Annotated in this window: 6 protein-coding genes; 5 read left to right on the top strand and 1 reads right to left on the bottom strand. The window is 73.1% G+C overall.

Annotation, left to right across the window (positions count from 1 at the left end):
* Positions 1 to 144: 144 nt before the first annotated feature.
* The 3 genes from B0E53_RS11835 (at position 145) to pabB (ending at position 4,853) form a co-directional block, all read left to right on the top strand.
* A complete protein-coding gene (locus B0E53_RS11835; RefSeq protein ID WP_246835355.1) occupies positions 145 to 933 on the top strand; it encodes an aminotransferase class IV in 789 nt (262 codons plus the stop codon).
* Positions 934 to 1,476: 543 nt separating this feature from the next.
* Positions 1,477 to 2,721, top strand: a complete 1,245-nt coding sequence (locus B0E53_RS11830; protein ID WP_107076101.1) for a 3-deoxy-7-phosphoheptulonate synthase — start codon at positions 1,477 to 1,479, stop codon at positions 2,719 to 2,721.
* Positions 2,709 to 4,853 carry an aminodeoxychorismate synthase component I gene (gene pabB / locus B0E53_RS11825; protein WP_107076100.1) on the top strand — a complete coding sequence of 715 codons (2,145 nt, stop codon included), beginning with the start codon at positions 2,709 to 2,711 and terminating at the stop codon, positions 4,851 to 4,853. Before B0E53_RS11830 ends, pabB begins: the two co-directional genes overlap by 13 nt.
* Here pabB and B0E53_RS11820 read toward each other — a convergent pair.
* Positions 4,850 to 6,406: an AMP-binding protein gene (locus tag B0E53_RS11820; RefSeq protein ID WP_107076099.1), complete on the bottom strand. Its 1,557-nt coding sequence runs from the start codon at positions 6,404 to 6,406 to the stop codon at positions 4,850 to 4,852. The genes pabB and B0E53_RS11820 overlap by 4 nt on opposite strands.
* Before the next feature lie 231 nt (positions 6,407 to 6,637).
* Between B0E53_RS11820 and B0E53_RS37505 the strand changes: the two genes are divergently transcribed.
* Complete coding sequence (locus tag B0E53_RS37505) at positions 6,638 to 10,525, top strand: non-ribosomal peptide synthetase (RefSeq protein ID WP_107076098.1); 3,888 nt, start codon at positions 6,638 to 6,640, stop codon at positions 10,523 to 10,525.
* Positions 10,522 to 15,984: a non-ribosomal peptide synthetase gene (locus tag B0E53_RS11810; RefSeq protein WP_107076097.1), complete on the top strand. Its 5,463-nt coding sequence runs from the start codon at positions 10,522 to 10,524 to the stop codon at positions 15,982 to 15,984. Before B0E53_RS37505 ends, B0E53_RS11810 begins: the two co-directional genes overlap by 4 nt.
* Positions 15,985 to 16,113 lie beyond the last annotated feature (129 nt).

Raw genomic sequence — 16,113 nt, 5'->3', positions numbered from 1 at the left:
CGAATAGAGCCAATTGTTGAAGTATATGAATGCCATGCCCCACGTCCGCGTGGCCGTGATCGGCGATGTGTCCCCACCGCCGAGCAGGATCACTCCGTTGTGAGCGCAGATGTCGCGCCACGCCGGTGTCAGGATGGGACGGTGATGGAGCTCGACGGCGTGCCCCCTACGGCCGACGACCTCGCCGCGCTGGCGCTGGTCAACTACGGCCACTTCACCACCGTGCGGCTGGAGCAGGGCGGGGTGCGCGGACTCGGCCTGCACCTCGACCGGCTGGCCCGCGACTGCGCGGTGCTGTTCAATGTGCAGCTGGACATCGATCGGGTACGCGGCCTGGCCCGCCGGGCGGCGGCACAGGTGAACCCGCCGGCGATGCTGCGGATCACCGTGTTCGACCCGGACCTCAGCGTCGTCCACCCCGCCGCAGAGGCGGAGCCTCGCGTGCTGATCAACGTACGGCCCGCCCCGGCGGCGGCCTCGTCCCCTCTGCGCCTGCGCGCGGCAGCCCACCGTCGAGACCTGCCGCAGGTCAAGCACGTCGGCCTGTTCGGCGCGGTGCGCGAGCGCCGCCTGGCCCAGCGCGCCGGCTTCGACGACGTGCTCTTCGTCGACTCGGACGGTCAGGTCAGCGAGGGAGCCACCTGGAACGTCGGTTTCGTCGTCGGGGGAGAGGTGTGGTGGCCGGCGGCGGACTGCCTTCCCGGGATCACGGCCCGTCTGCTCGACCGGCTGCTTGCGCAGATCGACGTGCCGGTGCGTCGGGTGCCGATCCGGCTCGACAGCCTGCCCGCCGCGTGCGCGGCCTTCGTCACCAGTGCCGGGGTGGGAATTCGTCCGGTTGCTGCGATCGACGGGCGTGAGCTCACCGCCGAGCCGGCGCTGCTCGACCGGTTGCGGGCCGGCTACGAGGCGATTCCGCCGGAACCCCTCTGACCGGTCGGGCGATGACGGCGGGTGCCACAGCTTGGCCTGAGCGTTCCTTATCTCTGTCAATCAACCTATCGGTTGCCGTCCATCGGTCTATATGACAACCTTGTTAAGTCGAACGGCTGGCGTTGTCACAGCCCGACCATGCGCACCGGTCGGACGGGACGCCGTCAGTGCCAGGGGTCCGCAAACGGAAACGGTGGAAAACAGCATGTCGACCATCCCGATCCTGACGCCAAGTAATCCCGCCCGGCTCGCCCTACCAACGGCTCGCCCCCGACGCGTGCGGTGAGGTTGGTTTCTCGCTGATTCGTCCTGCCCAGCAGCGGTGGCCGAGCCTCCTGCTGCCCGGGTGGCTCCATCCCGACCGGGCTGAGCCCGGCGAAACCTCACGCCGTGACCGCCCGACGCGTCGTGCCGACGTGCCACGCCGTAGCGAGGGAGAAATCGTGATTCCACCATGCCTTCTGCCGCCCGTCGAGGCCGGCTACCGGAACGCACCCGGTCCCGTCGCGGCCCCGCCCCGACCCCGCCGGCAACTTTCCTCCCATGGCTGACGCGGCCCGCGGAGGCGCCCTGACGCCAGCCGCCCCGCTTCTGCCGCCCGGTGCGCCCCAGCAGCCACAGTGGCCGGACCGGGAGCAGGTCGAGGCCGTCCGCGGCGAGCTGGCGGGCCGGCCCGGGCTGGTCACCGAGGAGGAGTGCGACGACCTGACCAAGGCGCTCGCCCTGGCCGGGACCGGCACCCAGGTCCTGCACGCCGGGGACTGCGCGGAACGGTTCGCCGACAGCGGGTCGGCCACGGTGGCCCGGAAGGTCGCCCAACTCGACGCCCTCGCCGACCTGCTGCGCGCCGCTACCGGCCGGCCGGCCGTGCGGATCGGTCGACTGGCCGGGCAGTACGGCAAACCGCGGTCGGCCGCCTGGGAGACCCTGCCGAACGGCCGACGGCTGCCGGTCTACCGAGGTGACGCCGTCAACGATCCCACGCCTGAGCCGTCGGCGCGCCGGCCCGACCCCCGCCGGCTGCTCGCCGCCTACTGGCACAGCGGCCGTACGGTTGCCGGACTACGCGCGACGTGGGCCGGCCGCCCGGCCGCGGAACGGGTCTTCGCCTCACATGAGGCGCTGCTACTGGACTACGAGGCGCCGCTGCTGCGGATGGGTTGGCGACGGTACTCCGCCTCCGCGCACCTGCTCTGGGTCGGCGATCGCACCCGGCAGCTGGACGGCCCGCACGTGGCCCTGCTCGCCTCGATCAGCAACCCGGTGGCCGTCAAGGTCGGTCCGGGGGCGCCTCCGGAGGAGATCGCCGCCCTCTGCCGGACGCTCAACCCGCGGCGCGTGCCCGGCCGGCTCACCCTCATCACCCGTCTCGGTGCGGGTCGCGTCCACGAGCTGCTCCCGCCGCTGGTCGCGGCCGTGGCCGCCACCGGGGTCCCGGTGCTCTGGCTGTGCGACCCCATGCACGGCAACACGCTGCGCACCCGGGACGGGGGAAAGACCCGCCCGGTCGAGTGGATCGAGCAGGAGGTGGCCGGATTCGTGGCGGTGCTACGTTCCGCCGGGGTGGCCCCGAACGGGCTGCACCTGGAGACCACGGCCGACGAGGTGACGGAATGCTACGCCGGGCCGGCCGCACGGGCCTGCGCCGCCCGGTTGCCCAGGTACCGCTCGGCATGCGATCCCCGGCTCGACGCCGAGCAGGCCCGACAGATCGTGGCCGGGTACGCCGCACTCCTGCGGGCGGCACGGCAGGACAGTGAACGGGAGGTCACCGGATGCGGACGCTGATCATCGACAACTACGACTCGTTCACCTACAACCTGTACCACTACGTCGCCGAGGTGACCGGCACCGAGCCGACGGTGATCCGCAACGACGACCCCCGCTGGCGGCCGGAGTGGCTCGACGAGTTCGACAACGTCCTGCTCTCGCCCGGCCCGGGCCGCCCGGAGCGGCCCCGCGATTTCGGGCTCTGCCGGCAGGTGTTCCAGGCCGGCCGGCTGCCCGTGCTCGGCGTCTGCCTGGGCCACCAGGGACTGTGCCAGCTGCTGGGTGGCCGGGTGGTCGCCGCGCCGGAACCCCGGCACGGCCGGATCTCGCGGGTCCACCACGACGGCAGCGAACTGTTCGCCGGCATTCCCTCACCGTTCGAGGTGGTCCGGTACCACTCCCTGGCGGTCGACCGGCTGCCGCCGTCGCTGCTCGCCTCGGCCCGATCCGACGACGGTGTGCTGATGGCCGTCCGGCACCGGCAGCGACCGGTCTGGGGCGTGCAGTTCCACCCCGAGTCCATCCGCACCCAACACGGCCGGCGACTGCTGGCCAACTTCGACGAGGCGGCACGGCGCTGGCGGGCCGAGCACCCGCGTCGAGTCGCGCCCGCACCACCGTCGCGTCGGGTGCCGCAACCGCCGGCGAACCCGGCCCCGCCTCGGCACCGGACACTGGTCCGCCGGCTGCGGCTCGCGGTGGATACCGAGGTTGTCTTCGACGCGCTTTTCCGCGGCAGCCGGCACGCGTTCTGGCTGGACAGCAACCAGCGGGGCGGCGAGCACGGTGGCAGGGTGTCCGTTCTCGGTGACGCCCGCGGGCCGCTGGCCCGGGTGGTTCGCGCCGACGTGGCGGCCGGGACCGTGACGGTGACCGGCGCCGACGGGGAGCGCACCTACCCCGGCCCGTTCCTCGACTGGCTGGATGCCGACCTGCGCGAACACCGGGCGGACCCGGAGGTGGAGCTGCCTTTCGACTTCGCCCTCGGCTGGGTCGGCTACCTCGGCTACGAGCTGAAGGCCGAGTGCGGCGCCCGGCTCGCGCACCGCGCCCCGACCCCCGACGCCATGATGGTCTTCGCTGACCGCGCGGTCGTGGTGGACCATCGTGACGACTCCGTCTGGCTGCTCGCCCTCGCCACCGGGGACGACACCGCGGCGGCCCGCCGCTGGCAGGACGAGACGGCCCAGCGGGTGACCGAGCTGGCCGATCGGACCCTGCCGCCGGTCGCGCCCCGACTTCCCGAGCCGGTCCGGTACCCGGTCGAGCTGCGCCACCACCGCGAGGCGTACCTCGAGCGGATCGCCGCCTGCCAGCGTGCGATCGTCGCCGGGGAGAGCTACGAGGTCTGCCTGACCAACATGCTCACCGTACGGGGGAAGCTGCCGCCCTGGCCGGTCTACCGGGCGCTGCGCCGGGCCAACCCGGCCCCGTTCGCGGCCTTTCTGCATCTGGGCGACGTGGCCGTGCTCAGCTCCTCGCCGGAACGGTTCCTCAGGATCACCGCAGACGGTGTGGCCGAGTCCAAGCCCATCAAGGGCACCCGGCCACGCGGGCGCAACGCCGCCCAGGACGCGGCGCTGAGCGCGGACCTGCGCGCCAACGAGAAGGACCAGGCGGAGAACCTGATGATCGTCGACCTGGTCCGCAACGACCTCGGACGGGTCGCCGAGGTGGGCACGGTGTCGGTGCCGCGGCTGTTCGTGGTGGAGAGCTACGCCACCGTTCACCAGCTGGTCAGCACCGTGCTGGCCCGACTGCGCCCGGACCGTACCGCGGTGGACTGTGTCCGGGCCGCCTTCCCGGGCGGCTCCATGACCGGTGCGCCGAAGCTGCGCACGATGGAGATCATCGACGAACTCGAGGACGGCCCGCGGGGGATCTACTCCGGCGCGCTCGGCTACTTCTCCCTCACCGGCGCCGCCGACCTCAGCATGGTGATCCGCACCCTCGTCGTCACCGGCGACCAGGCCTACTACGGCGTCGGCGGGGCGATCATCGCGCTGTCCGACCCGGCCGCCGAGTTCGAGGAGACCGCCGTCAAGGCCGGCGGACTGATGACGGTCCTCGGCACGGAGTTCCCGCAACGAGTGCCCGTGCCGGCCGGCAGCGTGGCCGGCCGGCCGGGCGGGGGCGTGGCGCCGTGCTAGGCGGGTCGCTGGAGGCCACGCCGCAGCACGAATCGCCGCAGCTTGCCGGTCGGGGTACGGGGCAGCGCGGCGACGAACTCCACGCTGCGCGGCACCTTGTACGTCGCCAGCCGGGAGCGGACCAACCCGATCAGCTCGTCGGCCAGCCCGGGCACAGTGGCCTGGTCCACGGCGCACACCACGTACGCCCGCAGCTTGGTCGCGCCCCGGTCATCGGGCACCGCGGCGACGCCGGCCTCCCGGACCAGCGGGTGGGTGAGCAGCAGCCGCTCGACCTCCACCGGGGACATGGTGATGCCGCCGACCAGCTCCAGGTCGTCAAGGCGGCCGCCGTGCCGGTACCGGCCGTCGGGCAGCCGGGTCACCCGGTCGCCGGTGCGCAGCCAGCCGTCCACCAGCACGCGGGCGGTCTCCTCCGGCCGGTGCAGGTATCCGGTCAGCAGGGTCGGGCCACGGACCCACAGCTCTCCCTCGACGGGGCCGTCCAGTGGCCGGCCGGAGTCGTCGCACACCCGCAGCTCGTAGCCGGGCAGGGGCCGGCCGATGGTGCCCGGCTGGTTGTCGTCGAGCCGGTTGGCGCAGCAGGCACCGCCGATCTCGGTGGAGCCCAGCTCGTCCAGGACCGGCGCGCCGAGCAGCGCGGTGGCCTGCTCGCCGAGGGTCGGAGCGAGCGGCTCGCCAGCCGACACGGCGACCCGCACGCTGCGGAACGGCTCCGGGTCGGTCACCTCGGCCACCAGATTCGCGTACGCGGACGGGACGGCGTGCAGCACCGTGACCCGATGCCGCCGGACCAGCTCGGCGATCCGCGCCGGGCCGGGACGCGGCGCGGTGAGCACGGCCGCCGACCCGGAGTGCAGCGGGTAGACCAGCGAGTTGCCCAGACCGTAGGCGAAGAAGAGCTTCGAGACGGAGAAGCTGACGTCCTCCGGCCGCAGCCGCAGCATCGCCTCGCCGACCGCCCGGTGGTAGTGGAGGAAGTCGGCGTGCCGGTGAACGGCGCCCTTGGGCTGTCCGGTGGTGCCCGAGGTGTACTGGATGTAGAGCGGTGTGCGGTCATCGACCGGGTGGGCCGGGGCCGGCGTGGCTGCGCGGGCGAGCCGGTCCAACTGCGCCGGCCCGACCAGCGCGGCCGGGTCGAAGTGGTCGGCAGCCGGTCCGTCGGCGATGACGGCCACCGGCCGGCAGTCGGCCACCAGTGTGCTGTGCTCGTGGACGGTGAGGGCCGGGTTGACCGGCACCACCACGGCCCCGAGGCGGGCCACGGCCAGGAAACAGCCGACCCACTCGGCGCGGTCGGGCAGCGCCAGCAACACCCGGTCGCCGGGGCGCACCCCCCGGCCAATGAGGACGGTCGCCGCCCGCGCCGCCCAGTCGTGCAGCTCACCATGGGTCCACGTGCCCGCGTCGTCCAGGTACGCCGGGCGGTCCCACCAAAGCTGCTCCCGCGCCAGTCCCGCGAGGCGGGCGGCGACATTTCGATCCGGCGTCGGGGCGTCCGCCCCGGCGGGCCGGCCCGCGTCAACCTCGTACAGGTCGTGAATGTCCGGCATCGCGCTCCGTCCGATCAGTCGTCGACGGTGTTCGCGCCCGCGCCGACGGGCACCGGACGGCGACCGAATCGACCTGCGGCCCCGCGGGTGGGCAGAACGGAACGTACGACAGGGGCAGCCGGACGGCAACCGGACCGCCGGCCGGCGCCCAAGCGGTGATTCACCGGTTTGACGGCACCACCGCTGGTGAAACAAGGATTCGACGGACGCTGATCTGGGAGGCACAAAGGTATGGACGCCGAACGATTCGCTGCCATCCCCGGGCAGCCGGGCCAGCGGGACCGCGGCCGGGCCGTCCGGGAACCGGCCCGGCCGGAGGTCGGTCGCCTGTTGCTCGGGCGCGCCTACCACGACGGTCCGCTGACCGCGCTGATCGAGTCGGACGAATCCACGCAGGAGAGCCCTTCCACCGTCGCAGCCCGGGTGCGCGCCGCCTTCGTCGCATCCGGAGCCGTGCCGCCGGAGGACGTGGCCCTTGTGCCACCCGGAGCGCTGCCGTCCGGCGTGGACGGCACGCAGGCGCCCCCCGAGGTGCTGACCGCCTACCGGCGCGGCGAACTCGCCGTGATCGCCGTGGACCGGCTCACCCCGCCCGCCCCGCTGTGGCGTCCCTCGCCGCCGCCCGTCGCGGCCGCGACCACACCGGCGCCCACCACCAACGGCGTCCGCCCGCAGGTCGCGCCCGGCACCGCAGCGTCCCCGGCGCCCGGCGGCGACCACCCTTCGCCGCTGGAGCACCTGCGGGAGGACATCGCCGACCTGCTCGGCCTCGACCCGGACGAGATCGGCCTCGACGACGACCTGATCGAACTCGGCATGGACTCGATCCGGGCGATGGACCTGGTCAACACCTGGCGCGAGCGGGGACTGGAGGTCAGCTTCGCCGACCTGATGGAGCGGCCGGTGCTCGCTGACTGGGCCCGGCTGCTCGCCCACGCGACCGACCGCCCGGCCGCTCCCGCGCACGCGGAGACGCCGAACGCCGGTGAGCCGTTCCCGCTGACCCCGGTGCAGCACGCGTACTGGATCGGACGCCGCGACGACCAACCACTCGGCGGCGTGGGCTGCCACTTCTACCTGGAACTGCACGGCGAGCAGGTCGACCCCGCCCGTCTGGAGGCGGCGGTGCGCGCCCTCTTCGCCCGGCACGGCATGCTCCGGGCCGTCTTCGACGACGACGGCCAGCAACGCGTCGAGCCCGACAGCAGGTGGCCAGGGTTGACCGTGCACGACTTCTCCACCACGAACCCCGCTGCGGCAGAGGCCGAACTCGACCGCCTGCGGGCCGACCTGTCGCACCGTCGCCTGCACGTCGAGCGCGGCGAGGTGCTGGACGTGCAACTGTCCCTGCTGCCCGGCGGCGCGACCCGGGTGCACGTCAACACCGACCTGCTCGTCGCCGACGTGGCCAGCATCCGGATCCTGCTCACCGACCTGAGCCGGCTCTACGCCGACGGCGGCGCCAGCCTGCCCCCGCTCGACTTCGACTTCGCCAGCTACCTCGCTCAGCAGTCCGAACGCAGAGCCGAGGCCCACCGCCGCTCGGCGCAGTACTGGCGCAACCGGCTGCCGGAACTGCCCGGCGCCCCGGCGCTGCCGCTGGCCGCCGAGCCGGCCCAGTTGGGCCGGCCCCGGATCCAGCGCCACGAGCACCGGCTCTCCGCCCAGCAGTGGGCAGCCCTCACGGCGCAGGCCCGGGAGCAGCGGGTGACCCTGCCGATGGCGCTCGCCACCGCCTTCGCCGAGGTCCTCGCGGCCTGGAGCAGCCAGCCGCGGTTCCTGCTGAACCTGCCCCTGTTCGACCGGGAGACCATCCACCCCGCCGTCGGCGCGATGGTCGCCGACTTCACCAACCTCATCCTGCTCGAGGTGGACGCCTCGAAACCGGACAGTTTCGCCGAGCGGGCCCGCCGGCTCCAGCAACGCTTCCGCACCGACGTCCGGCACAGCGAGTACTCGGCCGTGGAAGTGCTGCGAGACCTTGCCCGCGCCCACCCCGAGACCGGCACCTTCGCGCCGGTGGTCTTCACCAGCGCGATCGGTATGGGCGACCTCATCGACGCCCCTGTCAAGCAGACCTTCGGCCGGCCCGACTACATGCTCTCCCAGACCCCCCAGGCCTGGCTCGATCATCAGGTGGTCGAGCTCGACGGTGGCCTGTTGTTGAACTGGGACGTGGTGTCGGGGTTGTTCCCGGCGGGTGTGGTGGAGGCGATGTTCTCCGCGTATGTCGGGCTGCTGTCGCGGCTGATCGACGGTGACTGGGCATCCCCGGTCGGCGACATCCTGCCGGAGAGCCAACGGCGCGTGCGCGCGACGGTGAACGCGACCGAGGCTCCGGTGTCGGGCCGGCTGCTGCACGAGGGGTTCTTCGACCGGGCGGCCGAGGACCCGGATCGCCCGGCGTTGCTGTGGAACTCGGGCTCGCTGTCCTACGGGGAGTTGAGGACAGCGGCGTTGCGGGTGGCGGGGGCGTTGGTGGCCGCTGGTGTGGCGCCGGGCGATGCGGTGGCGGTGACGTTGCCGAAGGGCCCGGAGCAGGTGGTGGCGGTGTTGGGGGTGCTGGCCGCCGGCGGCGTCTACGTGCCGGTCGGTGTGGAACAGCCGCCGGTGCGCCGGGAGCGGATTCTGACCCGGGCCGGGGTGCGGTGGCTGTTGACCGACGAGGCGGGCGCCGGTTGGTCGTGGCCGCAGGACGTCAGCGTGTTCACGGTGGCCGAGGCGCAGGCGGCCAGAGCCTTGCTGCGGCCGGTCGAGGTGGCCGATGAGGCGTTGGCCTATGTGATTTTCACGTCGGGGTCGACGGGGGAGCCGAAGGGTGTGCAGGTGTCGCATCGGGCGGCGGTGAACACGGTTGAGGAGGTGAATGCCCGGTTCGGGGTGGGGCCTGGGGATCGGGTGTTGGCGGTGTCGGCGTTGGATTTCGACCTGTCGGTCTACGACGTGTTCGGGTTGTTGGGCGCGGGTGGGGCTGTGGTGGTGGTGCCGGAGTCGGGTCGGCGGGATCCGCAGGTGTGGGTGGAGTTGGCGCGTCGGTATTCGGTGAGTGTGTGGAATTCGGTGCCGGCGTTGTTGGACATGGCGTTGACGGCCGCGGGTGGTCGGGGTGTGGGCGACGGTCTGCGGTTGGTGTTGGTGTCGGGTGACTGGGTGGGTCTGGATCTGCCGGGTCGGGTGCGGGTGGTGGCGCCGGGGTGCCGGTTCGTGGCTCTGGGTGGGGCGACGGAGGCGGCGATCTGGTCGAACGCCTGTGAGGTGGGTGAGGTGCCGGCCTCGTGGCGGTCGGTGCCGTACGGGAGGCCGTTGCGGAATCAGCGGTATCGGGTGGTGGATGCGCGGGGCCGGGATTGTCCGGACTGGGTGCCGGGGGAGTTGTGGATCGGTGGGGTCGGGGTGGCCGACGGGTATCGGGGCGCGCCGGAGTTGACGGCGCAGCGGTTCGTGACGCATGAGGGGTTGCGCTGGTATCGGACCGGGGATCTGGGCCGGTACTGGCCGGACGGGACGTTGGAGTTCCTCGGCCGCCGCGATCATCAGGTGAAGATCCGTGGACACCGCATCGAACTCGGCGAGATCGAAACCGCCCTCACCCAACATCCCGACATCGCCGACGCGACCGTGGTCACCGCCGGGGAGAACCGGCAGCGGCTCGCCGCGTTCGTCATCCCGGCCACCGCCGGGGTCGACCTCGACGCACTCGGCCCGTTCCTTGCCGACCGGCTGCCCGCGCACGCCCTACCGGCCAGCATCGAACCACTACCCCGCTGGCCACTGACCCCCAACGGAAAGATCGACCGGGCGGAGCTGACCCGGCGCGCCGACGAGACCGCCGCCGCCGCGTCGGACGACGACGAGCAGCTACACGGCGACATCGAGGTGACCCTGGCGAAGATCTGGGCCGATCTGCTGGACCTGCCCACCGTCGGTCGGGGGCAGAACTTCTTCGCCCAGGGCGGCGACAGTGTCCTGGCCACCCGGCTCGTCGCCCAGGTGCGCGAGCTGCTCGGCGTCGAGCTGTCCATGCGCCAGGTCTTCGACAGTCCCACCGTCGCCGCGCTCGCCGAGCAGATCGCCGAGGTTCACGCGAGCGACGACGCATTCGAGGAGGGTGTGCTGTGAGCGTGGCAACGCTGATCGACGAACTGCGGGACGCCGGGATCGAACTCTGGGAGGAGGGCGGACAGCTTCGGTTCCGCGCCCCGAAGGGGACGATGAGCGCCCAACGCCGCGACGCCGTGCGGCAGCACCGCGACGAGATCCTCGCCCACCTGCGCGCGCGGGCCGTCACCCTCACACCCGACCCCGACGCCCGGCACCAGCCGTTCCCGCTGACCGACGTGCAGGCCGCATACCTGGTCGGCCGGCACGACGCATACGGCTCCGGGGGTACGGCCTGCCAGGTATACGGCGAGCTGAGCTACCCGGACCTCGACCCGCACCGGCTGGAGCGGGCCTGGAACAGGCTGATCCACCGGCACGACATGCTCCGCGCCACCGTGCACGCGGAGGGACACCAGCAGGTCGCCGCGGAGGTGCCGCACTACGACATCGCCGTCACGGACCTGCGCGACGGCGACGACGACCAGGTCGCCGCCGCTGTCGAGGCGGTCCGTGACGAGATGAGTCACCGCGAGTACGAGCCCGCCCGCTGGCCGCTGTTCGAACTGCGCGTGACGCGGGGCGCCCGGCGCAGCGTGCTGCACGTCTCGGTGGACTTCCTCATCGCCGACTACCTCAGCATCCAACGCCTGCTGGTGGAGCTGCACCAGCTCTACGCCCACCCGGACGCCAGCCTGCCCCCAGTGGACATCACCTTCCGCGACTACGTGCTCACCGAGCGGCGGCTGCGTGACGGCGGACGCTACGAGCGGGACCGCGCGTACTGGTGGGACAGGATCGACCAGCTGCCGCCCGCCCCGGAGCTGCCAACCCGGCCCGAATCGGCAACCGGCCGCTTCGAACGTCGGCAGTCCACCCTGGACCCTGCCGCCTGGGCCGCGTTCCGTCGGCACGCCGCCAGCCGGGGCCTCACCCCGTCCGCCGCGGTGCTCGCCGCGTACGCGGAGGTCATCGGCCGGTGGAGCCGCCGCCCCCGATTCACCCTCAACCTCACCCTGCTCAACCGGCAGCAGCTGCACGAGCAGGTCGGGCACCTGGTCGGCGACTTCACCACGGTGAGCCTGCTCGCCTGCGACACCACACCTGAGGCGCCGTTCCACCGGCGAGCCGCGGCACTCGCCGCGCAGCTCTTCGACGACATGGACCACCGGCTCTGCTCCGGCGTCACCGTGCTGCGCGAGTTGGCCCGCCGCCGGGGCCGCGAGGCGGCCCTGATGCCGGTGGTGTTCACCAGCACCATCGGGCTCGGCGAGGCCGACGGCGGCGAGTTCGAGTACGGCATCAGCCAGACCCCGCAGGTGTGGATCGACTGCCAGGCCGTCGAACGCGCCGGTGGGCTGGTCCTCACCTGGGACGTCCGGGACGGGGTGTTCCCGCCCGGTCTGGTGGCCGACGCCTTCGCCGCGCTGACCAGGCTGCTCACCGACCTCGCCGCCGGCGAGGCCGCCTGGGACGCCGAGAGCCCGGTGCCGCCGGACGCCGAACAGCAGCGGCGGCGCCAGGCCGCGAACGACACCGACGGGCCCCTGCCCGACACCCTGCTGCACGCCCCGGTGCTCGCCCAGGCCGGGCGGACCCCGGACCGCCTCGCGGCATGCGACTCCCGAGCCGCCCTGACCTACCGGGAGCTGGCGGCCCGCGCCCGTGCGGTGGCGGCGACGCTGCGCGCGGCCGGCTGCGCGCCCGGTGACCGGGTAGCCGTCGTCATGGACAAGGGCGTCGAACAGGTCGTGGCGGTGCTCGGAGCGCTCTCCGCCGGCGCCGTCTACGTGCCGATCGACACCGTCCAGCCGCCCGCCAGGCGGGCCGGCATCATCACCGACGCCGACATCCGGCACGTGCTCACCCAGCCGTGGCTGGCCGGCGGTCCCTGGCCGCACGGCGTCACCGCCCACCCGGTCGACGCCACCGCCCCGCTCGACACCACCGTCGACCTCGACGAGGCGTCACCGGCGGGCGTCGAACCCGACGACCCGGCGTACGTCATCTACACCTCCGGATCCACCGGCACACCGAAGGGCGTGGTGATCAGCCACCGCGGCGCGCTCAACACCATCGCCGACATCAACCGCCGCTTCCGGGTCGGCGCCGACGACCGGGTGCTCGGCCTGGCCAACCTCGGCTTCGACCTCTCCGTCTACGACATCTTCGGTCTGCTCGCCGTCGGCGGCGCGCTGGTGCTGCCCGACCCGGCCCGCCGCGGTGACCCGTCGCACTGGGCCGATCTCGTCGCCCGGCACCAGGTCACCCTCTGGAATTCGGTGCCGGCGCAGCTGCAGATGCTCGCGCACTACCTCGACGGCCAGCCGGAGGTCCGGCTGCCCGCACTGCGGCTCGCGCTGCTGTCCGGGGACTGGATCCCGGTGCCGCTGCCGGACGCCATCCGCGCCCGCGTACCCGGGCTGGAGGTGGTCAGCCTCGGCGGCGCCACCGAGGCGTCCATCTGGTCCATCCACCACCGCATCGGCGAGGTCGACCGCGACCGGCCGAGCATCCCGTACGGCACGCCCCTGACCAACCAGCGCTTCCACGTCCTCGACCCGGCCGGGCGCCCCTGCCCCGAGTGGGTGCCCGGAGAGCTGTACATCGCCGGGGCCGGACTGGCGCTCGGCTACCTCGGCGACCCCGACCGCACCGCGGAACGCTTCGTCACCCACCCGCTCACCGGGGAACGGCTCTACCGGACCGGTGACCTCGGCCGGTACCTGCCGGACGGCTCGCTGGAGTTCCTCGGCCGGGAGGACTGCCAGGTCAAGATCCGGGGACACCGGATCGAACTGGCCGAGATCGAGACGGCGCTGCGCGCCCACCCGGCGGTCGCCGACGCGGTGTGCGAGGCAGTCGGCGAACGGCTCACCGACCGGCGGCTGGCCGCCTTCGTGCAGTCGCAGCGGACCACCCCGGACCCGGGCGACGCCGAGTGGGCGCGGGACACGCTGACCGCAGCCAGGGCCGAGGGCGAGCGGGCCCGCTCCGGCGTGGACCCGCGACGGTTCGTCGAGTTCGCCGACCTGCTGGACACCGCCGCGCTGGCCTCGATGGCGGCGACCCTGCACCGGCACGGCCTGTTCACCAGACCCGGCGACCAGCACGACCTGGCCGACGTGGTCACCGCGACAGGCGCCGCCGAGCAGCACCACCGGCTGCTTCAGCGCTGGCTGGCCGCGCTGACCGCGACGGGCCACCTGACCCGCCACGGTGACCGGTACGTCGCCACCCGCTCCTTCGACCCTGCCTGGGCCGAGCAGGCGTGGCAAGCGGTCCGCGAGGCCGGCACCGACGTCGACCAGGCCCCGGTGCTGACCCGGTACTTCGCCGAAAGCGCCGCGCGCCACGGCGAGCTGCTCCGCGACGAGATCGACCCGTTGCGGGCACTGTTCCCCGAGGGCAGCCTGGACATCGCCCTCGCCGCCTACCGGGACAGCGCGATCAACCGCTACGTCAACGCGGTCGCGACCGAGACGGTACGCGCCGTGGCCCGCGCCCACCGCGGCCCGGCGCCCCTGCGGCTGCTGGAGATCGGCGCCGGCGTGGGCGGGGTCAGCCACGACGTGATCCCCGCGCTGCGCGGCCTGCCCGTGGAATACCTGTTCACCGACGTCACCCCCTTCTTCCTCAACGAGGCGCGGACCCGGTTCGCCGACGACGACTGGGTCACCTTCCAGCTGTTCGACATGAACCACGACTACCGCGACCAGGGATTGGAGCAGAACTGCCTGGACGTGGTGCTCTGCAACAACGCGCTGCACTACGCCCGCCACCTACCGCGGCTGTTCGACCGGCTCCGGGAGCTGCTGCGACCCGGCGGCTGGCTGGTCTTCATCGACCAGACCCGGGACAACTACCAGATCATGTCCTCGATGGAGTTCATCGAGGCACAGGCTGACTTCGAGGACGAGCGGCGGGGCCGGGCCGAGACGTTCCTGCCCCGGGAAGACTGGCTGCGGCTGCTCGCCGACGCCGACGCCGAACTGGTCGGCTGCCTGCCGGACCCGGGCGACGTGTTCGCCCCGCTCGGCCAGGCCGTCTTCGTGGCCCGGTTCAAGCGGGACCGCAGCCGAATCGACCTCGACGACCTCGGCCGGCACCTCGCCGAACGGCTGCCCGAGTACATGCTGCCCAGCCAGGTGCAGCAGGTGGACGCGCTGCCGCTGACCGCCAACGGCAAGGTCGACCGGGCGACGCTGCGCGGCTGGTTGCCGCGGGAGGCCATCAGCGGCATCGGCGGCGACGAGCCCCGCGACGAGCTGGAGGAACGGCTCGCCGCGCTCTGGGCCGAGCTGCTGCAGCGGCCCCGCATCGGCCGCAACCAGGACTTCTTCCAGTCCGGCGGAGATTCGCTGCTGGTCAGCCAGCTCGCCGCCCGCCTACGCGAGCGGGTACCCGAGGCGTCCCGCTACTACTTCGACAGCCTGCTGCGGCAGATCCTGCGCGAGCCGACCGTCGCCGCCCTCGCCGAATTCCTCCGCCGGCCGATACCCGAGGGCAGCACCGGCCAGGCCCCGGTCACCCCGGCCTCACCACTGGTCCCGCTCGGCGGCGCGGGGGACGCGCCGTCCTGGGTGCTGGTGCATGACGGCACCGGAACGATGGCCCCGTTCGTGGCCCTGGCCCGGGAACTGGCCCACACCGCCCCGACCTTCGGGCTCGCCGTGACCAAGGTCGACGCCTACCTGGCGATCGACCCGGCGACCTTGGTCGAGCGCCTCGCCGCCCGGTACGCCGAACTGCTGCTCGCGCACGACCGGCCGGTGCACCTCATCGGCTACGGCACGGGCGGGTCGCTCGCCGTCGAGGTCGCCCGCAACCTGCTCGAAAGCGGACGCCCGCCGGTCGGGCTCACCCTGATCGACGGGTACCCGCTGCCCGCACGGCCCGCCGACGACCTGCTCGTCGAGTACGAGTTCGCCCGGGCCATGGGCATCGACCCGGCCCGGCTCGGTTTCCCGTCCGACGTCGACGCGGTACGGCGGGCGGTCCGCTGCGCGCTGGCGGACGGCGCCGACGAGCTGCCGGCGGGCGCGATCGCCGCCCTCGACGACACCGGCGTGACCGCCGTTGACGACGGGGTGCGCGAGGTCGCCGCCAGGTTCCGCAAGCTGACCGAGGTGCCCCAGCCGGAGCGGCTGGCCGCCCTGGCGCAGACCCTCACCGAGGCCCGGCCCGACCTCGACGCGGAGGGCTTCGTCGCCGCCCAGTACCGGGTCCTGCGGCACAGCCTCAGCGCGTTCGCCGCCCTCGACCCGCAGCCCTACCTGGGGGAGCTGACCCTGCTACGGACCACCTCCGGCGACCGGCCGCTGCTCGCCGACGACCCGGAGGCGTACTGGCGGGAGCTGTGCCTGGGTGAGGTGACGGTCGAGGACATCCCGGGCGATCACTTCGGCTGCCTGCGGGAGCCGCACGCCGCGGCCGTGGCGCGCACGGTGCGCGCGGCTGACCAGGAGGGGATCCGGTGAGCGGGCGGCCACCGGTGACGGTGGTCGGCGCGACGGGCGCCGTCGGGCACGCCGCCGCCGCGTTCCTGCACCGCGACGGCGTACCGCTGCGCGTGGTCGGGCGCCGCGAGCCGGCCCTGCGGTCGCTGG

The organism is Micromonospora sp. MH33 (assembly GCF_003013775.1).
Taxonomy (GTDB): Bacteria; Actinomycetota; Actinomycetes; order Mycobacteriales; family Micromonosporaceae; genus Micromonospora; species Micromonospora fulviviridis.
The sequence above is the reverse complement of the archived record's forward strand: the minus strand, read 5'-3'. Positions and strand labels throughout refer to the sequence as shown.